We start from the raw sequence: 20954 nt of genomic DNA on the forward strand, positions 1-20954 counted from the left end.
GATTCCCAGATAAAAACTCACCGGATTCCCCCTTGGCCGACGACGACAACAAGAAGCCCGGCGACGAGCCGGAGCGCTCGGATATTCGCCCCGTCTCCATCTTCGAGGAGATGAAGAAGTCCTACCTCGATTACGCCATGAGCGTGATCGTGGCGCGTGCGTTGCCCGATGCCCGCGACGGATTGAAGCCGGTGCATCGCCGCATCCTGTACTCGATGCACGAGCAGGGCCACACGCCCGACAAGAAGTACGTGAAGTCCGCCCGCGTGGTCGGTGACGTCATCGGTAAGTATCATCCGCACGGCGACCAGTCGATTTACGACGCCATGGTCCGCATGGCGCAGGACTTCTCGATGCGCGTGCCGCTGATCGACGGCCAGGGCAATTTCGGCTCGGTCGACGGCGATCCGCCTGCCGCCTATCGTTACACCGAAGCGCGGCTGACCAAGTCGGCGCTGGCCCTGCTGGCCGACATCGACAAGGACACCGTCGATTTCCAGCCGAACTACGACAACAACGAGACCGAACCGTCGGTCCTTCCGGCCAAGTTCCCGAACCTTCTGGTGAACGGCGCGGGCGGCATCGCGGTCGGCATGGCTACCAACATTCCGCCGCACAATCTCGGCGAGGTCATCGACGCCTGCGTGGCGCTGATCGACAATCCCGCGCTGACTATCGACGAACTCATCAACATCGTGCCCGGACCGGATTTCCCAACCGGCGGCATCATTCTCGGACGGGCGGGCATCCGCGCCGGTTATCATCTCGGCCGTGGCTCGGTGGTGATGCGCGGCAAGGTCACGATCGATACCGTCCGCAAGGAGCGCGAGGCGCTCATCGTCACCGAGATTCCGTACCAGGTGAACAAGGCGACGATGGTCGAGCGCATCGCCGAACTCGTCAAGGAGAAGAAGATCGAGGGCATCGCCGATCTGCGCGATGAATCCGACCGCGACGGCTTCCGTGTCGTCATCGAGCTGAAACGCGATGCCGTACCCGACGTGGTGCTGAACCAGCTCTACAGGTTCACGCCGCTGCAGACGAGCTTCGGCGTCAACATGGTGGCGCTGGACAGTGGTCGGCCGCGGATCATGACTCTGAAGGATCTGCTCGCCATCTTCGTCGATTTCCGTGAGCGGGTCGTCACGCGGCGGACCAAGTTCCTGCTGGGCAAGGCGCGCGACCGCGCGCATATCCTGGTCGGCCTGGCGATCGCTGTGGCCAATATCGACGAGATGATCCGCGTCATTCGGACCTCACCCGACCCGACCACGGCGCGCGACACCCTGATGTCGCGCGACTGGCCGGCCCGCGACGTCGAGGACATGCTGACCCTGATCGACGATCCGCGTCACCGCATCAGCGAGAACGGCACGATTCGGCTGTCGATGGAGCAGGCGAGGGCCATTCTCGACCTGCGTTTGCAGCGCCTCACTGCACTTGGTCGCGACGAAATCCGCGAAGAGCTCGACACGCTCGCCGGCGAAATCGCCGATTATCTCGACATCCTGCGTTCGCGCGCCCGCGTGCTCGACATCGTCAAGACCGAGCTCGCCGAGGTAAAGGCCGAGTTCGCCACCCCGCGCCGCACGGTGATCATCGAGCAGGAGGGCGAGGTCGAGGACGAGGACCTGATCCAGCGCGAGGAAATGGTCGTCACCGTCTCGCATGCCGGTTACGTCAAGCGCGTGCCGCTGTCCGCCTACCGGGCCCAGCGCCGCGGCGGCAAGGGCCGCGCCGGCATGCAGACCCGCGACGAGGATTTTGTCAGCCGCCTGTTCGTCGCTTCCACGCATACGCCCGTGTTGTTCTTCTCCTCGCGTGGCCAGGTCTACAAGGAAAAGGTCTGGCGGCTGCCGATGGCCGCGCCGAATGCGCGCGGCAAGGCGCTGATCAACATCCTGCCGCTGGAGCAGGGCGAGCGCATCACCACCATCATGCCGTTGCCCGAGGACGAGTCGACCTGGGGCAACCTCGACGTGATGTTCGCGACCACCGGCGGCAATGTCCGGCGCAACAAGCTGTCCGATTTCGTCGACGTCCGCCGCTCCGGCATCATCGCCATGAAGCTCGACGACAATGAAGCGATCGTCGACGTGCAGATCTGCACCGAGCGCGACGACGTGCTGCTCACCGGCGCCGGCGGCCAGTGCATCCGCTTCCCCGTGGCCGACGTCCGCGTATTCACCGGGCGGACCTCGATGGGCGTGCGCGGCATTGCATTGGCTGATGGCGACAAGGTGATTTCGCTGGCGATCCTGCGCCACGTCGAAACGTCCTCGGACGAACGTTCGGCGTACCTCAAGATGCGCCGCGCGGTCGCCGGCGAGGCCGCGGCGGAGGAGCCTGCTAGCGATGCCGAGGTCGAGGAGACCTCCGGCAGCTTCCAGCTCTCGCAGGAGCGCTATATCGAGATGTCGGCGCAGGAGCAGGTGGTGCTGACGGTGTCCGTCAACGGCTATGGCAAGCGGACCTCGTCCTACGAGTACCGCACCACGGGCCGCGGCGGCAAAGGCATCGTCGCCATGAGCGTCAACAACCGCAACGGCAATCTCGTGGCGTCGTTCCCTGTCGAGGATGCTGATCAAATCATGCTGGTCACCGACAAGGGCCAGCTGATCCGCTGCCCGGTCGAAGGCATCCGCATCGCCGGCCGCTCGACCCAGGGCGTGATCGTGTTCGACACCGCCGAGGACGAGCACGTCGTCTCGGTCGAGCACATCACGGAAGAGGCCGAGAACGGCAACGGCGAGAATGGGAACGGGCACTAGCTTCGAGGGGCTGTAGCCCGGATGGAGCGTAGCGAAATCCGGGAGACTTTGTAGGTTTGCGAGAAACCCGGATTGCGCTGCGCTCCATCCGGGCTACTAACCTTCGCTAAATCTCCAGCTCCGTCCCGAACTCCACGACCTGCTTGGTCGGCACGCCGAAGAACGCGGCGGAGCGTTCGGCGTTGCGCTGGAGGAAGGCGAACAGGGTTTCGCGCCAGACCCACATGCCCGGCACGTCCTCCCGCGGGATGATGGTCTCGCGGCCGACATAATAGGTGATCTCGGAAAGATCGATGCCGGGCAGCTTGCCTTTGCCGCAGGCCAGCGTCAGCCCGTCATAGATCGTCGGATTCTGCATGAATCCGTAATGCAGGATGACGCGGGTGATGCCGGGGATGATCTCGATCACCTCGGTGCGGTCCTCATCGGCGATGTGGGGAAGCTCCTCGATCAGCACGGTAACGAGGACGACGCGTTCGTGCAGGACATGGTTGTGCTTGACGAACTGGGTCAACGCGAGCGGAACACCTTTGGGCGCGGACGCCAGGAACACCGCCGTCCCGGGCAGCCTTGCGCGACACTTGTTGACCGCCGTCTCGATCAGGTCTTCCTCGGGCTGGCGCAGCTTGGCGCGGGCCGCCTCGACCAGCTTCACGCCGGCGCGCCAGGTCAGCATCAGGAAGGCGACGAGGGCCGCGAGCAGCAGCGGAAACCAGCCGCCCTCGAACAGCTTGATCGAGTTGGCTGCGAAGAAGATCATGTCGATCACGAAGAAGAAGCCGTTCACGGCCACCACGAGCCAGGGTGAATAGCCCCACTGAATGGCAACCAGCGCTGCCAGCAGCGTGGTGATAGCCATCAGGAGCGACACCGCAATGCCGTACGCGCCGGCGAGCGCATCCGAGGTGCCGAAGCTCAGGACCGCGCCGAGGGTTGCGACGGCGAGCAGCCAGTTCACCAGGGGCACGTAGATCTGGCCGATCGCAGCGCTTGTGGTGTGGCGGATCTGCATGCGCGGCAGGAATCCAAGCTGGATCGACTGCTGAGTCAGCGAGAACACGCCGGAGATGATCGCCTGCGAGGCGATCACGGTTGCGACTGCCGAGAAGGCGACCAAGGGGTAGTGCAGGGCGTCGGGGCAGAGCTGGAAGAACGGATTCTCGATCATGCCGGGATCGGTGATCAGGAGCGCGGCCTGGCCGAAATAATTTAGCACCAGCGCGGGCAGGCAGATCGCGAACCAGGCGAGCCGGATCGGCAGGCGGCCGAAATGCCCCATGTCGGCATACATGGCTTCGCCCCCGGTCACGGCGAGAAAGGCCGCGCCGAGGATCGCGAAGGAGATGTGGAAATCCTGGTGGATCAGGAAGTCGAAGGCATAGAGCGGGCTGAGCGCGGCCAGCACCGCCGGTGCCTTGATGATGCCGTGGATGCCAAGCGCGGCCAGCACGAAGAACCAGGTCAGCATCACCGGCCCGAAGATCCGGCCGATGAAGCCGGTGCCTTGCTTTTGGATCATGAACAGGCCGACCAGGATGGCGATTGTGACGGGCACCACCACCGGCGCCAGCGAGGGCGCGTCGACCTTGAGGCCTTCGATGGCGCTCAGCACCGAGATCGCCGGGGTGATCGCGCCGTCGCCGTAGAGCAGCGCCGCGCCGACGAGGCCGACCACCAGCAGATGTGCGCGCCAGGTGCCGGGCTGCGCGTGGCGGGCGTGCAGCAGCGCCAGCAGCGCGACGATGCCGCCTTCGCCGCGATTGTCGGCACGCAGGATCAGCAGTGCATATTTCAGCGAGATGATCAGCAGCAGCGCCCAGAGGATCAGCGAGGCAACGCCCAGGACAGCTTCGGGTGTCACCGTCGCGCCATGGGCGGCCGCCTTGGCGGCTTCCTTGAGGGCATAAAGGGGGCTGGTGCCGATATCGCCATAGACCACCCCGAGGGCGCCCATGGTCATGGCAATCGGCAACGGATCAGGATGATGGCCGGATGCAACTGCGGGCGTACTGGACAAAGGCAACCCCCCAATGGGTTCGCGCCCAACGGGCCATTCCGCTGGGCGCGAGCGTCATGCACTCTGCGACGGGACGCCGCAAATATCCATGGGGGTTATACCGGCGTTTGTGACGCCAAGCTGACAGGCCGCTTACGGGGTACGATCGGCGGTCACCAGGCGAGCCACGCGAACGTCAGCCTTGGTACCGGCCCGGCGCAGGCAGGATGCCTCGAAATTCGGCCAGGCCTGCTGCGAGCAGTCCCTGCCGATGGTCTTGATGTCGAGCCGGTCGCTCTTGGCGAGAGCCTGCGGCACGCTGGCTTCGACGGTCGGCGCGAAGCCGGGCAGGAGGGTGAGGGCTGCGGCGACGCACGCGGCGAGCACAATCGCTGAAAGAGTCTTGATCATTGACGGTCCCCTGTGATGCGGCCGCTACGCCCAACGTGCGGCCCGTCATTTGTTGGGTGGATCAGTAACCATGGCCAGTTTCCGGATGTCTTCGTGGATACGGGAAATGGTTTCGTTCGCGCCCGGTTTTGTTTCGTGGCTGCCCCGAGGACGAAACAAAGCGGTGGTTTCCGACATGGTTTGGCGGAAAAATCGGCAGGGAACCTGCCCCGGCTTGCCGGTCCGGGCCGGGCGGAGTAGGAGGAGACCATGCCGCGCATTGCCTTCTATCCAGGTTCTTTCGACCCGATCACCAACGGCCATCTGGACGTGGTCCGGCAGGCCGTTCCGCTGTGCGACAGGCTGGTTGTTGCAATCGGCGTCCATCCCGGCAAAAAGCCGCTGTTCTCGACAGAGGAGCGCCTGAAAATGCTCCACGACGTCTGCGGGCCGGTGGCAACAGCGGCCGGCTGCACCCTGGAAGCCACCACGTTTGACGACCTCTCCGTCACCGCGGCGCGTAAAGCCGGCGCGACGATCATGATTCGCGGTTTGCGCGACGGCACTGATCTCGACTACGAGATGCGGCTTGCCGGCATGAACGAGGCCATGGCGCCGGAGGTGCACACGGTTTTCCTGCCGGCGTCCCCCATGGTCCGCCCGATCACCGCCACTTTGGTGCGCCAGATCGCAGCCATGGGCGGTGATGTCTCGACGTTCGTGCCGCCGCTGGTCGCATCGCTACTCAAGGCCAAATTCGCCGGCTAACGGCGCGCTTTCCACCTGACCTGATCCGGAGTTCTCATGATCCGTCGTCTCGCAATTCTTGCCACGATGTTTGCCGCGCTTCTTGCCACGTTCCCCGCGGGCGCTCAGACCCTGCCGGCCGGCCTCGACAAGGCCAATGCGCTCGTCATCGACACCACCAAGGGCCGCATCGTCATCAAGCTGCGGACCGATCTTGCGCCCCAGCACGCCGAGCGCCTCAAGCAGCTCGCGCGCGAGGGCTATTACAACAACGTACCGTTCCACCGCGTGATGGACGGCTTCATGGCGCAGACCGGCGACGGGCAGAACTTCAACGGCACCGGAGGCTCGAAATATCCGAACCTGAAGCAGGAATTCTCCAAGGTTCATTTTGCGCGCGGCATTGTCGGGATGGCGCGGCGCGGCGACAGCGTCGATACCGCCAACTCGCAGTTCTTCATTATGTTCGCGGATGGGGGCAGCCTCGACAACCAGTACACGGTGGTCGGCGAGGTCGTGCAGGGCATGGACGTCGTCGACAAGCTGAAGAAGGCGCCTCCCGGTTCAAGCAGCGGCACCGTTACCGATCCCGACAAGATGGTGAAGGTGCAGGTCGCCTCCGACATCAAATAGGAGAGGAAGAGTTATGGCGCGCTGCCGCGACAAGCTCCTGGCAGCTGCTGCGGCGTTGCTGCTCGCCATCCCCGGCGCGGCCGCGCAGGACGCGCAGGTCAACACCATCCAAGACATCTTCCGGCATCTGCGCATGTGCTGGAAGCCGCCCCTGGCGAATAAGGCTCGCCCCATCGACATCACGGTCGTCGTGAGCTTTAACCGGGCCGGAAACATTCTGGGCCATCCGAGGATTACCTATGAATCCGCGGAGGCCTCCGACGATGACCGGCTGCAATACCGGATCGCGGTGATGGAGGCATTGCAACGCTGCACGCCGTTGCCATTTACCCGATGCGATGGCCGGGGCCGCTGCGGGGCGTCCATTCGCGATCCAATTTCGCAATCGCAAACCTTCACCGGATAAGACTTCACCTCCAACTCAAGAGAGACGAGCATGAGCGCCACCGAAAACACACTGATCCTCGAGACCACGCAGGGCCCCGTCACCATCGAGATGCGGCCTGATCTGGCGCCGGGCCACGTCGCGCGCATCAAGGAACTCGTGCGTGAAGGCTTCTACGACGGCATCGTGTTCCATCGCGTGATCGACGGCTTCATGGCGCAGACCGGCTGCCCGCAGGGCACCGGCACCGGGGGCTCCGGCAAGAAGCTGAAGGCCGAGTTCAACAAGGAGCCGCATGTGCGCGGCACCACCTCGATGGCGCGCGCCGCCAGCCCGGATTCCGGCGACAGCCAGTTCTTTATCGTGTTCGACGACGCCCGCTTCCTCGACAACCAGTACACGGTGTGGGGCAAGGTCACCGAGGGCATGGAGAACGTCGACAAGATCAAGCGCGGCGAGCCCGTGCAGAACCCCGACAAGATCGTCAAGGCGCGGATGGCGGCTGACGCGGAGTAGGCGTTCAACCCTCATGGTGAGGAGGCGCGTAGCGCCGTCTCGAACCAATGAAGGCCGAGCTGCAGCAGCGGGGCCTTCATCCTTCGAGACGCGCGTTCCGCGCTCCTCAGGATGAGGAGTGACTGGCTGACGGAGGTCTTGCTTGACAGCAAAGCAATTTGTGATCGCGCCTCAGGACATAAGACCGCTCGCCCCGGAAAAGGGTGCGTGCTTGGCCTCCGATCGGATTACGGTCGGCGGTCAGCGCGTCGGTTTCATGTATCGGGAGGCGCCCGACAATACCTCTGACAGCGGCTGGCGCTTCTTTTCAGGCGAGGAGAGCCAGGACTTCGCCGATGATCCGAATAATTTCGAGATCTACGATGTGAACACAATCGCCAATTACGATCCAGATATCATCCCGCTTCTGGAGTCGCCTGCTTTCTCTGCCTTCGAACGCGAGCCTAAATCGTCTGCATTCGTTCGCACGGACTTTCCCGGCTGATGCGGGAAAGCCGCCAGAATCGCCTAATGGCTGAAGACTATCCAACCTAGGTTCTATGCGCACCGACCTCTTCGATTTCGACCTGCCCGCCGAGCGCATCGCATTGCGCCCGGCGAGCCCGCGCGACTCCGCGAAGATGCTGGTTGTCGATCGCGGCACGTTGCGCGACCAAATCATCGCCGATCTGCCGCAATGGCTGAAGCCGGGCGACCAGCTCGTCGTCAACGACACCAAGGTGATCGCGGCGCAATTGAAAGGCCGTCGCATCGGCCGCGAGACCGAGCCGAAGATCGAGGCAACGCTGATCAAGCGCCTCGATGGCTCGCGCTGGCAGGCGCTGGTGAAGCCCGCCAAAAAACTCACGGCCGGCGACCGCATCCGCTTCGGCAATGAGGGCAAGGTCTGCCTGCTCGGCCATCTCGACGCCGAGGTCGAGGCCAAGGGCGTCGAAGGCGAGGTGACGCTGTCATTTTCGTTCCACGGCCCGACACTGGATCAAGCCATCGCCGATCTCGGCAGCCCGCCGCTGCCGCCCTACATAGCCTCGAAACGCACGCCGGACGATCAGGATCTCGCCGACTACCAGACCATGTTCGCGGCGAACGAAGGCGCCGTTGCCGCGCCGACAGCCGGCCTGCATTTCACGCCGGCGCTGGAGCAGGCGCTGCACGCGCGCGGCGTCGGCATCAACCGCGTCACGCTGCATGTCGGGGCAGGGACCTTCCTGCCGGTGAAGGTGGACGACACCGAAGGCCACAAGATGCACGCCGAGTGGGGCACGATCTCGGCCGCGACGGCAGAAACACTCAACGCGGCGCGGAAGAACGGCGGCCGCATCATCGCGGTAGGCACCACGTCGCTGCGGCTGTTGGAAAGCGCCACCGCCGAGGATGGGACGATCCGGCCGTTTGCGGCTGACACCTCGATCTTCATCACGCCCGGCTATCGCTTCCGCGCCGTCGATATTCTGCTGACCAATTTCCACCTGCCGAAGTCGACGCTGTTCATGCTGGTGTCGGCGTTCTCCGGGCTCGAGGCGATGAAGCAGGCGTATGCGCATGCGATCGCGAATGGCTATCGGTTCTATTCGTACGGCGACGCGTGCTTGTTGTTTCGGGCCGCGCCGTAGGACCTCTTACCGTGCGTCAAGGCGGGAATATCCCTAGTGAACCGAGCATAGCGGCGTGCTTGACGCAGTCCTGCGGCGGAGCTGAATCCTAAAGTTTTAGCTATTCCTGCCGCGACCTGGAAACCATGCTGCCGGGCGACCGCCCGCCGGTTCATGCGTCCGAAAGCTATTCCTGCGCAAGTGGCCCCAAAAAGGGTGCGCCAATGCTCGGCTTCGTGTTCGGCCTCAATGCCCGTCTCGGGCGCTTGCATTTCTTCCTGGCCTCGGTCGCGCTTGCGATCACGATGACCGCGATCTGCTTTGCGATCGCCATGGCCGTCCTGCGCACCACCTCGCCCGGCATGATCCGTCCGAAAGACCTGATGAAGAATTGGTCCATCATCGCCGCGATCGTGTTCTTTGGAATGGCGACCTTCACACTACAATCGATGCGCATCCGCGACATTGGCTGGGATCCGGTCTGCGTGATCCCGGCCTGGTTTGCGCTCATGATCGTCGATCACGTCGTCGCAGGGCGGTTTCCGGCTTGGGCGATCGGACAAGAGCACCAGAGCACGATTCTCGGCGGGCTGGTTAATCTCGGGCTGATGCTGGCGCTCACGTTCTGGCCGAGCGGCGACAGCGAAGGCTCTTACAGCAGTCCCGGCCAACCGAGCCGGAGCGCAGCCAAGCCGTCGATGTCGAACGAACGCCTTGCCCGCGTATCGCAGGGCACGGTGCGTCCGACCTGGAGCTAACCTGCCCGGACCCTAGACGTAGGGCGGCTTGATGTTGCTGCGCTTCTCCAGCCATTCCGGCACCGGCAAATTCTTGGCGCGCATGAAGTCGGCGTTGAACAGCTTTGACTGGTAGCGGCTGCCGGAATCGCAGAGCACCGTGACGATCGTCTTGCCCGGTCCGAGCTGCTTCGCCAGGCGCATCGCTCCGGCGATGTTGATTCCAGTCGAGCCGCCGAGGCAGAGACCCTCGTGCTGGAGCAGCTCGTAAATCAGCGTCACGGCTTCTTCGTCCGGGATGACAAAGGCGTCGTCGACCTTGGCGCTCTCGACGATGGCGGTGACACGGCTGAGCCCGATGCCTTCGGTGATGGAGTCGCCGGGCGTCACCTTCGCCTCGCCATGGCGGAAATATTCGTACATGCCGAAACCGCGTGGATCGGCGCAGGCGATACGAACGTCCTTGTTCTTTTCCTTCAGATAGCGGCTGACGCCGGCGAGCGTGCCGCCGCTGCCGACCGCGCAGACGAAGCCGTCGACCTTGCCGCTGGTCTGCTCCCAGATCTCGGGGCCGGTCGATTCGTAGTGCGCCTTGGCGTTGTCGAGGTTGTTCCACTGGTCCGCGAACAGCACACCGTTGGGCTCGCTCTTGCGGAGCTCGTCTGCAAGTCTGCGGCCGACATGCTGGTAGTTGTTGGGGTTGGCGAACGGCAACGCCGGGACCTCGATCAGTTCCGCGCCGCACAGCTTGAGAAAATCCTTCTTCTCCTGACTCTGCGTCTCCGGAATCACGATCAGCGTGCGGTAGCCGCGGGCGCTGGCGACGACGGCAAGCCCGATGCCGGTGTTGCCGGCGGTCGATTCCACCACGAGCCCGCCGGGCCGCAGCTCGCCACGCTTCTCCGCTTCCAGGATCATCCATTTGCCGGCGCGGTCCTTCACGGACTGGCCGGGATTCATGAACTCGGCCTTGCCGAGAATAGTGCAGCCGGTCAATTCCGAAGCGCGCTTCAGCTTGATGAGCGGGGTGTTGCCGATGGCTTCGACAACGTCGTTTCTGATGGTCATGTCAGGCAATTACCGGCTGGTTATCTCGTAGGCGTCGACCCTAAAGTAGGGTCGCCAGCCTTACAAGCGAGCCCTAGCGATCTGCCGCAAACTCTTATTGCTGCTTTGCGAAGATGACCTGCCGAACGTCGATATTCCCGGACAGGAATCCGGCCGCGCAATAGGCGAGATAGTGCTCCCATAGTCGCCGGAACCGGTCGTCGAAGCCGAGCGGGATGAGAGCAGGCCAAGCGTTGCGGAAGTTATTTCGCCAGATGGCGAGTGTCTTGGCATAATCTTGCCCCAAGATGCGCTCGCGGATCACGGGGACACCGAACCGCTCGCCGAGCGATTTGAGCACAGCCGGCGAGCAGCACGCCGCCACGCAACTGCGCGAAATACCCGTGGCCAGAACGGCTCGCCGACCGCCTCGATCGGGGCGATCCGGTCATAGCGGTCGCCGCCGATATCGAGCAACGTTTGGCCCGGCTTCAGGTCGAGCGCCTCGGCAAGGCAGCGATGTTTGTTGGTCAGCGCAGCCGTGAGGTCGCGCATGCGTGGATGCCTCTGCCTCGTGCTGGACAAGCTACGGTGGTTGCGCGCAGGTTTCAGTGGTGTGCGGCTGTTCTTCGCTGGTCGCGCCGCCGGTGTGGCCAGAATATCACATGAAATCTTGGTAAGCTTGAACGCGCGCGGGCAGGCATACAAATTCAAAAAAGCCCTGCAAGACAGTGACATTGTGTATTTTCATGGTCCAGGCATCGGCGCGTTTGGGCGTGTGCTTCGCGGATGCGGGACTGTCCCGCAGTTCCGTGCCCGGCTAGAATGGATCTCAGGTCCGCAGAAAGCATCGCCGCTGTGAACGAGTTGCCCAAAGTCCCCCGACTGTCCCGCTGCGAATCGGTTAATCCGGCCGTGCGGTGGCGGTACGGTCTGCCCGGCAGGGGGCAGATGTGACACAGCGGTTTCCGGCGGTTGGCAGACGGCGATGCCGTGGTTCTGCGTCCCAGCCGCTGCGCTGGCTCGCGGCGGTGTGCCTGGCGGCAAGCTCGGGGGGCTGCGTGCTCACGCAGGATCTTCCCGATCCCGCGCTCGACGTTCCCACGCAATACAAATACGCCGGCAAGCCGGATGCGCCGCCGCCGCTGGACTGGTGGCGCGGATTCCGATCCACGGAGCTGACGCAACTGATGGAAGAGGCGCAAACCGTCAACCTCGACATCGCCGCCGCCGTCTCGCGCATCGTGGAGGCAGACGCCCAGGCGCGGCAGGCGGGCGCGGCCCTGCTGCCGAGCCTTTCCGGTACCGGGCAGGAGACTTATTCGCGCACCTCCGGCTCCTCCGCCTCGGGGCTCACCAACGGCGGCCGTGAGGTCGTCAACTACCAGGCTTCGCTGAGCGCAAGCTATCAGCTCGACTTCTGGGGGCAGAACCGGGACGCGCTGCAGACGGCTGAAGAGACAGCCCATGCCAACCGCTTCGATCGCGACGTCGTCGCGCTGACGACCCTGGCAGGCGTCGCCAATGCCTATTTCCAGGTGCTGGCCTCGCAGGATCGTATCCGGACCTCACAGCGCAACATTGCGAGCGCGCAGCGCATCCTCGACGCCGTCAGGGAACGGCGCAAGGCGGGCACCGGTACCGATCTCGACGTTGCCCAGCAGGAGAGCGTGCTCGCCAACCAGAAGGCCCTGGTGCCGCCGCTGCGCCAGACGCTCGACCAGAACGTCAATGCGCTCGCCGTGCTGGTGTCGCGCCCGCCGGAGAGCGTGCGCGTGCTCGGCGGCTCGCTCGACCGGATCGCGATCCCGCGGGTCACGCCCGGCCTGCCGTCGGAGCTTCTGACACAGCGGCCGGACATCCGTCGGCAGGAGGCGCAGCTCGCTTCCGCCACGGCGAATGTCGGCAATGCACGCGCGCAGTTCTTTCCGACCATCCAGCTGACCGGCAATGGCGGCTATCAGAGCTCGGCGCTTGTCGCGCTGTTCCAGCCGCATGCGGCGTTCTTCCAGCTCGTCGGCAGCGCGACGCAGCCGATCTTCGACGGCGGCAGGATTCTCGGCAATTTCGAATATGCCAAGGCGCGGCAAGACGAATTGCTCCAGACCTACCGCAAGACCATCGTCCAGGCCTTCAGCGACGTCGACAATGCGCTATTCTCGATCAAGCAGACCACGATCAAGCTGCAGTTGCAGCGCGATGTGGTCGCGGCGTCGCGGCGCGCTTTCGATCTCGCCGAGCAGCAATTGCGCGCTGGGACGGCCGACATCGTGACCGTGCTCAACACCCAACTCACCCTATTCCAGGCCGAAGACACGCTGTCGCAGGCGCAACTCGCACGGCTTCTGGCCGTCGTCAGCCTGTATCAGGCGCTCGGCGGCGGCTGGGAGCCGCGAATGGAGAAACCGGTCAATGCTCTTTAAGCCGGATACGAAGGATGATGCGAAGCAGCCGACCGCGAAAAAATCGCGGCGCGGCGGCTTCGTCATGACCCTGGTGACGCTCGCGATCCTCGGCGGCCTGCTCTATCTCGGCTGGACCGTCTGGCATCAGCAGCCGCAGCAGGCGAACGGCCGCAACCAGCGCCCGGATCTGCCTGTGCCGGTGCTGGCGGCCACGCCTCGCGTTCAGGACGTGCCGGTGTATCTCGACGGCGTCGGCGCGATCCGCGCGCTCAACACCGTGACCGTGCGCTCACAGGTCGACGGCAAGCTGATTGCAGTAAATTTCACCGAAGGCCAGGACGTCAAGAAGGGCGACGTGCTCGGCGAGATCGATCCCGCGCTGTACCAGGCGACGTATGATCAGGCCGTGGCCAAGAAGGCGCAGGACCAGGCGCAGCTCGCCAACCAGCGCATCGACCTCACGCGTTACGAGCAGCTCGCTGCCACCAATGCCGGCTCCAAGCAGCAGGCCGACACCCAGCGCGCCGCGGTCGCGCAGACCGAGGCGCTGGTCAAGGCCGACCAGGCTTCGATCGACAATGCGGCGGCGACGCTGAGCTACACCAAGATCGTGGCGCCGATCTCGGGCCGCGCAGGCCTGCGCCAGGTCGACCAGGGCAACATCATCCACGCCTCCGACAGCACCGGGCTGGTCGTCATCACGCAATTGCAGCCGATCGCTGTGTGGTTCAGCCTGCCGCAGCAGCAGATCATGCGGGTCAATGCCGCGGCCGCCAAGAGCGCGCTCGCCGTCGACGTGTTTGGCAATGACGGCCTCACCGTGATCGACACCGGCAAGCTCACCGGCATCGACAACCAGGTCGACCAGACCACCGGCACGCTCAGGCTCAAGGCGGAATTCCCCAACGCCAATTATCAGCTCTGGCCCGGCCAGTTCGTCAATGTGCGCCTCAAGGTCGAGACGCTGACGCAGGCGCTGGTGGTGCCGACCTCAGCGGTGCAGCGCGGCCCGATCGGCACCTTCAGCTATGTCATCGGCGAGGGCGACGTCGTGTCGGCCAAGCCTGTGACGGTGACGCAGCAGAACGAGCACGACGCCGTCATTGCGAGCGGCCTGTCGCCGAACGATCGCGTGGTGACGACCGGCTTTGCCAATTTGTCCGACGGCTCCAAGGTCGTTGTCGGCCGCGACGAGCAGACGCCGTCGGCCGATCTCGCCCCGCGCAAGCGCACGCGCGCGCCGCAGGGTGATGGGAAGGGCGGTCAGGCCAAGGATGGTCAGAAGGATGGTCAGAAGGACGGTCAAGGCAAGGACGGCGAATTCCGTGCCAAGCGAAAGAGCAGCGAAGGCGACCAGAAGGGCCAGACCGGACCGGCACCGGGACCGGGCGCAAGTCCGGGGCCATCGGGAAGTGGAGCCAAGCAGCCATGATCCCGACAACAGCCGCTTGAGCGGCAGGCGCATCCCATGGGTGTCTCAGAACCCTTCATCCGCCGACCCATCGCGACCTCACTGCTCGGCATCGCGCTGCTGATCGGCGGGCTGCTCGGCTATTTCGCGCTGCCGGTCTCGGCGCTGCCACAGGTCGACTTCCCGACCGTGCAGGTGACGACGCAGCTGCCGGGCGCCAGCCCCGACGTGATCGCATCGCTGATCACCGCGCCGCTGGAGCGGCAGCTCGGGCAAATCCCATCGTTGTCGGCGATGAACTCGACGAGTTCGTTTGGCGTCAGCCAGATCTCGCTGCAGTTCGATCTCAATCGCGATATCGATGGTGCGACCCAGGACGTGCAGGCCGCGATCAACGCCGCGGCCGGTGTGCTGCCCAAGACGCTGCCTTATCCGCCGACCTACGCCAAGGTGAACCCGGCCGATGCGCCGGTGATGACGCTGGCATTGCGCTCGGACACGATCTCGCTGCGGGCGATGAGCGACATCGCCGATACGCTGCTGGCGCAGCGGCTGAGCCAGATTTCCGGCGTCGGGCGCGTTTCAGTGCTCGGCGGGCTGAAGCCGGCTGTGCGCATCCAGGCGGATCTGGCACGGCTTGCCGCCTATGGCATTGCCATGGAGGATCTGCGCGCCGCCATCGCTAACGCCAACGTCTCCGGGCCAAAGGGCTCGCTCGATGGCGCGCAGCAATCCTACATCATCGCGGCCAACGACCAGATCGCCGCGGCCGACGCCTATCGTCCTATCATCATCGCCTATCGCAACGGTTCGCCGGTCACGATCGGCGACGTTGCTCAGATCGTCGACGGGCTTGAGAACGACCGCACCGGCGGCTGGTACCAGGGCAGCCCGGCGGTCATCATCGACATCCAGCGCCAGCCCGGCGCCAATGTGATCAACGTCGTCAGCCAGATCCGGGCCGAAATCCCGAAAGTCCAACGCGCGATTCCGGCCGGCGTGAACCTGACGATCGTCTCCGACCGCACCGTCACCATTCGCGCTTCGGTCCATGACGTGCAGTTCACGCTGATCCTTAGCGTCGTGCTGGTGACGCTGGTGGTGCTGCTGTTCCTGCGCTCGTTGCGGGCCACGCTGATCGCGGGTGTGGCGCTGCCGCTGTCGCTGATCACCAGCTTCGGCATCATGTATTTTGCCGGATTCAGCCTCGACAACCTCTCGCTGATGGCGCTCACGATCGGCACCGGCTTCGTGGTCGACGATGCCATCGTGATGATCGAGAACATCGTGCGCCACATGGAGAATGGCGACAGCGCGATGCAGGCTTCGCTCAAGGGCGCCAGTGAAATCGGCTTCACCGTGATCTCGCTGACGGTGTCGCTGATCGCGGTGTTCATCCCGTTGCTGTTCATGTCGGGCCTTGTCGGGCGCATGTTCCGCGAATTCGCGCTGACGCTGACCATCGCGGTCGTGACCTCCGCCGTGGTTTCGCTGACGCTGACGCCGATGATGTGCTCGCGCCTGCTCAAGCACGCCCATGAGGAGCTCGCGGTGCCCGGGCTGGCCGCCATCAGCGGCTTCATCGACCGTACCGTCGAATTCTATCACCGGACGCTGCTCTGGGTGCTGGAGCGCCAGCGCGCCACGCTGGTCGTGACCTTCGCCACGCTGGCTGCGACCCTCGCCCTCTACATCGTCGCGCCAAAAGGCTTCCTGCCGCTGCAGGACACGGCCTCGATCACCGCGGTGACGGAGGCGGGGCCCGATGTGTCGTTCGCGGAGATGCAGAAGCGACAGGCCGATGCCGCCGACGCCATCAAGGCCGACCCCGACGTGACCGGCGTGGTGTCCGTGATCGGCGCGGGCTCGGTCAACCCGACCACCAATGTCGGGCGCCTCGTGATGACGCTGAAACCGCGCGGCGAACGGCGCGACGATGTCAGCGCGGTCATCACCCGGCTGAAGCAGAAGGTGGCCGGCATCCCCGGCATGACCGTCTATTTTCAGCCAGTGCAGGACGTGCAGATCTCGACCCAGTCGAGCCGCTCGCAATATCAGTACACGCTGACCGGAACCGACGCGACATTGGTCTCGGAATGGGCGCGGAAGCTCGTCGACGAGATGCGGCGCGACCCACTGTTCCGCGACGCGTCCTCCGAGGCCCAGGAAGGCGGATTGCGGGCGCAGCTCGAGGTCGACCGCACCCGCGCCGGCCAGCTCGGCGTCAGCCTCCAGGGCATCACCGACACGCTGAATGATGCGTTTGCGCAGCGCCAGATTTCGACCATCTACGGCCAGGCCAACCAGTACCGCGTGGTGCTGGAGGCGCTGCCGATGTACCAGCGCGATCCCTCGATCCTGTCAAAGCTCTATCTGCCGGGTGGCGCCAGCGCCACCGCCGGCGCGCCCAACGCTCAGGTGCCGCTCGGCGCGGTGGCGACGTTGAAGCGCACCACGGCGCCGCTGGCGATCTCGCACCAGGCGCAATTTCCTGCGATCTCGCTCAGCTTCAATATCGCGCCAGGCGCCGCGCTCGGCGATGCCGTCCAGGCAGTGAAGACGATCGAAACCCGCATCGGCATGCCCAACAGCATCGTCGGCGTCTATGCCGGCGACGCCGCCGAATTCGCCAAGGCGCTTGCGGGCCAGCCCTGGCTGCTTCTCGCCGCCGTGATCACGATCTACATCGTGCTGGGCGTGCTCTACGAGAGCTACATCCACCCGATCACGATCCTGTCGACGCTGCCCTCGGCCGGTGTCGGCGCGATCCTGGCGTTGATGCTGTGCGGACAGGACCTCTCGGTGATCGGCCTGATCGGCATTATCCTGTTGATGGGCATCGTCAAGAAGAACGCGATCATGATGATCGACTTCGCGCTCGAGGCCGAGCGCGGGCAGGGCATGCCGGCGCACGAGGCGATCGTGCAGGCCTGCCTGTTGCGCTTCCGCCCGATCATGATGACGACCCTGGCGGCGCTGTTCGGCGCCCTGCCGCTGGCGATCGAGAGCGGCACCGGTGCCGAGCTGCGCTTCCCGCTCGGCATCTCCATCATCGGCGGATTGCTGCTGAGTCAGTTGCTGACGCTCTACACCACGCCCGTGATCTACCTAGCGCTCGACCGCATCAACCGCCGGCTCGAGCAAGCGTTGCCGCCGCCGGTGCCTGATGCACCGCCCACGGCAGGCGCCACCGAGGGGATGCAGTGATGGCATCGATCTCGGAGCCGTTCATCCGCCGGCCGGTCGCGACCACGTTGCTGTCGATCGGGTTGTTCCTGCTGGGGGGCGTCGCGTACGAGTTCCTCCCCGTTGCCTCGGTGCCGAACGTCGACTTTCCCGCCATCTTCGTGTCGGCGAGCCGGCCCGGCGCCGATCCGTCGGTGATGGCCGCGACCGTCGCCGCGCCGCTGGAACGGCGGCTCGGCGAGATCGCCGGCATCAACCAGATCACCTCGACGAGCTCGCTTGGCGTCGCCAACATCCAGCTCCAGTTCGATATCGGGCGCAACATCGACAAGGCCGCCCGCGACGTGCAGGCCGCCATCAATGCAGCCCTGGTCGACCTGCCGAGCGACCTGCCGGCGCTGCCGCGCTTCCGCAAGGCCAACACGGCAGGCGCGCCGGTCTTCGTGCTGGCGCTGACCTCGAAGACGCTGTCGGCGAGCGCGATCTACGACGTCGCCGATACCGTGCTGGCGCAGCGCATCTCGCAGGTGCCGGGGGTTGGCGACGTGACGGTGAGCGGCGCGGACCAGCCGGCGGTGCGGATCCAGCTCAATCCCGTGGCGCTGTCGAATGCGGGGATCGCCACCGACGATGTGCGGACCGCGATCATCAACGCCAATCCGCTGGGCCCCGTCGGCATCTTCAACGGCGAGCGCCAGAGCGAGACACTGTCGCTCAACCGGCAAATGCGCACGGCGAAAGAGTTTCGTGACATCGTCATCAAGAGTTCGAACGGCAATTTCGTGCGGCTGTCCGATGTCGCCGATATCGAGGACTCCGTCCGCAACGCCCGTTCGATTGCCTGGTTCAACAAGCAGCCCGCCGTGCTGATCCAGATCACGAAGCAGGGCGATGCCAACGTCATCGACACCGTCGACCGGGTCAAGGCCCTGATCCCCGATCTGAAGCAATGGATTCCGGCCGGCGTCGACGTCTCCACCCTGGTCGACCGCACCAGCACGATCCGCGCCAGCGTGATGGACATGCAGTGGACGCTGCTGGCGACCGCCATCCTGGTGATGGTCGTGGTGTTCGTGTTCCTGCGCCGCCTGACCCCGACGATCGCGGCCGGCATCTCGGTGCCGCTGGCGCTGGCCGGAACCTGCGCCGGGATGTGGGTCGCCGGCTACTCGGTTGACAATCTGTCCTTGATGGCGCTGGCGATCTCGGTCGGTTTCGTGGTCGACGACGCCATCGTCATGATCGAGAACATGTTCCGCAATCTCGAGCATGGCATGGCGCCGTTTCAGGCGGCGCTGGAGGGGGCCAAGCAGATCGGCTTCACCGTGGTCTCGATAAGCCTGTCGCTGGTCGCGGCGTTCACGCCGCTGATCTTCATGGACGGTATCGTCGGCCGCCTGCTGCGCGAATTCTCGCTGACGCTGACCTTTGCGATCGTCGTCTCGACGCTGGTGTCGCTCACGGTGACGCCGATGATCTGCGCCCATTACGTCCGGCAGACCACGTCCGGATCCGCAACCCTGTTCGATCGCGTCATTGAAGACTCGCTGTCGCGCATCGTCGCCTTCTACACCCATACCTTGCGCACCGTGCTGGAATTTCCGCTGCTGACGCTGCTGGTGTTCTTCGCGACCATCGGCCTGACCGTGGTGCTCTACATCAAGGTCCCCAAGGGCTATTTCCCCACCGATGATTCCGGCTTCGTGATCGGCGCGACGCGGGCCTCGGCCGACATCTCGTTCCAGTCGATGCTGAGCCTGCAGCAGCGGCTTGCCGATATCGTGATGCAGGACCCCGCGGTGGCCGGCATCGGCTCCACAGTCGGTGGTGGAGGCGGGCCGGGCGGTGCCACCTCGAATCGCGGCACCATGTTCATCAGCCTGAAGCCGCCGGAGCAGCGCGATCACGTCTCGACCCAGGTCGTGATCGACCGTCTCAGGCGCGCTTTGTTTCCCGTCCCCGGCATCCGGCTTTTCATGTTTGCCGCCCAGGACGTCCGCGCCGGCGGACGCCAGAGCGATTCCGACTACCAGTACACGCTGTCCAGCACCGATCTCGGCCTGTTGCAACAATGGGCGCCGATCGTGGCCAAGCGCATGGAAACGGTCGAGGGCATCACCGACATCTCGAGCGACCGCGATCCCGGCGGGCTTCAGCTCACTTTGAACATCGATCGGCAGAAGGCAGCAGCGCTCGGCGTCCGCGTCCAGGACATCGACAATGCGCTGAACAACGCCTTCTCGCAGCGGCAGATCGGGATCATCTACACCCAGCGCAATCAGTACATGACGGTGCTGGAGATCGACCCGAAATTCCAGGTCGATCCCTCCAATCTCGACCGCATCTATGTCGCCGGCGCCAAGGACGTGCAGGTGCCGCTGTCGGCGGTCGTGCATGCGACGCGCGGGCTCGCCGCGCTCGCGGTCTATCATTCGCAGTCGGTCCCCTCGACCACGGTGTCGTTCAACCTGTTGCCGGACGTGCCGCTCCAGGCCGCGACGCAGAACATCCAGCGCGCAGTCGAGGAGTTGCACATGCCGGAGGGCATCCGCGGCAGTTTTGAGGGCAATGCCGGCGATTTCGCCAAGACCAGCGGTCGTCAGCCGCTGCTCATCCTCGGCGCGCTGGTGGCGATGTATATCGTGCTCGGCGTGCTCTATGAGAGTCTCGCACATCCGCTCACGATCATCTCGACGCTGCCTTCGGCGGGTCTCGGCGCGCTGCTGGCTTTGCAGATCACGAATACGCCGCTGACCGTGATCGCCTTTATCGGCATCATCCTGTTGATCGGCATCGTTAAGAAGAACGGCATCATGATGGTCGATTTCGCGCTCGACGCCGAGCGCCAGCGCGGCCTGTCCTCGGCGGAGGCGATCTTCGAGGCCTGCCAGGCGCGTTTCCGCCCGATCCTGATGACGACGATGGCGGCGCTGTTTGCCGGCATTCCGCTGGTCGTCGCGACCGGGCCGGGCACGGAGTTGCGGCGCCCGCTCGGCATCACCATCATCGGCGGCCTGTTCGTCTCGCAGATCCTGACGCTCTACACCACGCCGGTGATTTATCTGCTGATCGACCGCCTGCGGCGTCGTTCCGAGCCCCGCGCGGTGCCTGCGCCAGCGGAATAGGCGGGTTGTTGAA

At 64.6% G+C, this 20954-nt stretch carries 14 protein-coding genes and 2 pseudogenes; 12 read left to right on the forward strand and 4 right to left on the reverse strand.

The genetic code is table 11. The annotated features are described in order from the left end of the window. Positions 1-32 precede the first annotated feature (32 nt). A complete protein-coding gene (gene gyrA / locus AC0L2O_RS10465; RefSeq protein ID WP_473369663.1) occupies positions 33-2771 on the forward strand; it encodes a DNA gyrase subunit A in 2739 nt (912 codons plus the stop codon). Positions 2772-2877: 106 nt separating this feature from the next. Here gyrA and AC0L2O_RS10470 read toward each other — a convergent pair whose 3' ends face one another. After that, positions 2878-4731: a potassium transporter Kup gene (locus AC0L2O_RS10470; protein WP_473369664.1), complete on the reverse strand. Its 1854-nt coding sequence runs from the start codon at positions 4729-4731 to the stop codon at positions 2878-2880. A gap of 189 nt (positions 4732-4920) precedes the next feature. Continuing rightward, positions 4921-5178, reverse strand: coding sequence for a hypothetical protein (locus AC0L2O_RS10475; RefSeq protein ID WP_369723520.1), 258 nt, complete (start codon positions 5176-5178; stop codon positions 4921-4923). 249 nt (positions 5179-5427) lie between these two features. Between AC0L2O_RS10475 and coaD the strand changes: the two genes are divergently transcribed. The 7 genes and pseudogenes from coaD (at position 5428) to AC0L2O_RS10510 (ending at position 9788) form a co-directional block, all read left to right on the forward strand. Continuing rightward, on the forward strand, positions 5428-5925 hold the full coding sequence (gene coaD / locus AC0L2O_RS10480; protein ID WP_409188668.1) for a pantetheine-phosphate adenylyltransferase: 498 nt from the start codon (positions 5428-5430) through the stop codon (positions 5923-5925). Positions 5926-5961: 36 nt separating this feature from the next. Continuing rightward, positions 5962-6537: a peptidylprolyl isomerase gene (locus AC0L2O_RS10485; RefSeq protein WP_409188669.1), complete on the forward strand. Its 576-nt coding sequence runs from the start codon at positions 5962-5964 to the stop codon at positions 6535-6537. Between the two features lie 13 nt (positions 6538-6550). Then, positions 6551-6977: pseudogene (locus AC0L2O_RS10490) on the forward strand (hypothetical protein). Then, positions 6974-7438, forward strand: a complete 465-nt coding sequence (locus AC0L2O_RS10495; RefSeq protein ID WP_007590736.1) for a peptidylprolyl isomerase — start codon at positions 6974-6976, stop codon at positions 7436-7438. Before AC0L2O_RS10490 ends, AC0L2O_RS10495 begins: the two are co-directional and overlap by 4 nt. A 142-nt stretch (positions 7439-7580) precedes the next feature. Next, on the forward strand, positions 7581-7922 hold the full coding sequence (locus AC0L2O_RS10500) for a DUF2185 domain-containing protein (protein ID WP_473360269.1): 342 nt from the start codon (positions 7581-7583) through the stop codon (positions 7920-7922). Positions 7923-7977: 55 nt separating this feature from the next. Next, positions 7978-9051, forward strand: coding sequence for a tRNA preQ1(34) S-adenosylmethionine ribosyltransferase-isomerase QueA (queA, locus tag AC0L2O_RS10505; protein WP_473369665.1), 1074 nt, complete (start codon positions 7978-7980; stop codon positions 9049-9051). A 203-nt stretch (positions 9052-9254) separates the two neighbouring features. Then, entirely contained in the window at positions 9255-9788 is a 534-nt protein-coding gene (locus tag AC0L2O_RS10510; RefSeq protein WP_473369666.1) for a DUF805 domain-containing protein, read from the forward strand. A 12-nt stretch (positions 9789-9800) separates the two neighbouring features. Here the strand turns inward: AC0L2O_RS10510 and AC0L2O_RS10515 are convergent, their stop codons facing one another. Together AC0L2O_RS10515 and AC0L2O_RS10520 are read right to left on the reverse strand one after the other, a co-directional pair. Next, positions 9801-10835, reverse strand: coding sequence for a cysteine synthase A (locus AC0L2O_RS10515; protein WP_369723524.1), 1035 nt, complete (start codon positions 10833-10835; stop codon positions 9801-9803). Positions 10836-10929: 94 nt separating this feature from the next. Continuing rightward, a pseudogene (locus tag AC0L2O_RS10520) lies at positions 10930-11363 on the reverse strand (class I SAM-dependent methyltransferase); the annotation flags it as partial. Positions 11364-11767: 404 nt separating this feature from the next. Between AC0L2O_RS10520 and AC0L2O_RS10525 the strand changes: the two are divergent. Genes AC0L2O_RS10525 through AC0L2O_RS10540 form a run of 4 tightly spaced genes read left to right on the forward strand, consistent with a single transcriptional unit; the run spans position 11768 to position 20941 of the window. Then, positions 11768-13237, forward strand: coding sequence for an efflux transporter outer membrane subunit (locus AC0L2O_RS10525; RefSeq protein ID WP_369723525.1), 1470 nt, complete (start codon positions 11768-11770; stop codon positions 13235-13237). Beyond that, positions 13227-14651: an efflux RND transporter periplasmic adaptor subunit gene (locus AC0L2O_RS10530; protein ID WP_473369667.1), complete on the forward strand. Its 1425-nt coding sequence runs from the start codon at positions 13227-13229 to the stop codon at positions 14649-14651. Before AC0L2O_RS10525 ends, AC0L2O_RS10530 begins: the two co-directional genes overlap by 11 nt. A gap of 36 nt (positions 14652-14687) precedes the next feature. Next, complete coding sequence (locus tag AC0L2O_RS10535) at positions 14688-17837, forward strand: efflux RND transporter permease subunit (protein WP_473369668.1); 3150 nt, start codon at positions 14688-14690, stop codon at positions 17835-17837. Next, positions 17837-20941 carry an efflux RND transporter permease subunit gene (locus AC0L2O_RS10540; RefSeq protein ID WP_473369669.1) on the forward strand — a complete coding sequence of 1035 codons (3105 nt, stop codon included), beginning with the start codon at positions 17837-17839 and terminating at the stop codon, positions 20939-20941. The genes AC0L2O_RS10535 and AC0L2O_RS10540 overlap by 1 nt, the downstream gene beginning before the upstream one ends. Positions 20942-20954: the final 13 nt, after the last annotated feature.

The sequence above is a fragment of the Bradyrhizobium sp. Kon10 genome (assembly GCF_055807395.1).

What these genes read in the sequence shown, in the direction of transcription:
- AC0L2O_RS10470 (WP_473369664.1), bottom strand. Translation starts at nt 4,731, where the DNA reads ATGACCATGGGCGCCCTCGGGGTGGTCTATGGCGATATCGGCACCAGC.
- AC0L2O_RS10475 (WP_369723520.1), bottom strand. Translation starts at nt 5,178, where the DNA reads ATGATCAAGACTCTTTCAGCGATTGTGCTCGCCGCGTGCGTCGCCGCA.
- coaD (WP_409188668.1), top strand. Translation starts at nt 5,428, where the DNA reads ATGCCGCGCATTGCCTTCTATCCAGGTTCTTTCGACCCGATCACCAAC.
- AC0L2O_RS10485 (WP_409188669.1), top strand. Translation starts at nt 5,962, where the DNA reads ATGATCCGTCGTCTCGCAATTCTTGCCACGATGTTTGCCGCGCTTCTT.
- AC0L2O_RS10495 (WP_007590736.1), top strand. Translation starts at nt 6,974, where the DNA reads ATGAGCGCCACCGAAAACACACTGATCCTCGAGACCACGCAGGGCCCC.
- queA (WP_473369665.1), top strand. Translation starts at nt 7,978, where the DNA reads ATGCGCACCGACCTCTTCGATTTCGACCTGCCCGCCGAGCGCATCGCA.
- AC0L2O_RS10510 (WP_473369666.1), top strand. Translation starts at nt 9,255, where the DNA reads ATGCTCGGCTTCGTGTTCGGCCTCAATGCCCGTCTCGGGCGCTTGCAT.
- AC0L2O_RS10515 (WP_369723524.1), bottom strand. Translation starts at nt 10,835, where the DNA reads ATGACCATCAGAAACGACGTTGTCGAAGCCATCGGCAACACCCCGCTC.
- AC0L2O_RS10530 (WP_473369667.1), top strand. Translation starts at nt 13,227, where the DNA reads ATGCTCTTTAAGCCGGATACGAAGGATGATGCGAAGCAGCCGACCGCG.
- AC0L2O_RS10535 (WP_473369668.1), top strand. Translation starts at nt 14,688, where the DNA reads ATGGGTGTCTCAGAACCCTTCATCCGCCGACCCATCGCGACCTCACTG.
- AC0L2O_RS10540 (WP_473369669.1), top strand. Translation starts at nt 17,837, where the DNA reads ATGGCATCGATCTCGGAGCCGTTCATCCGCCGGCCGGTCGCGACCACG.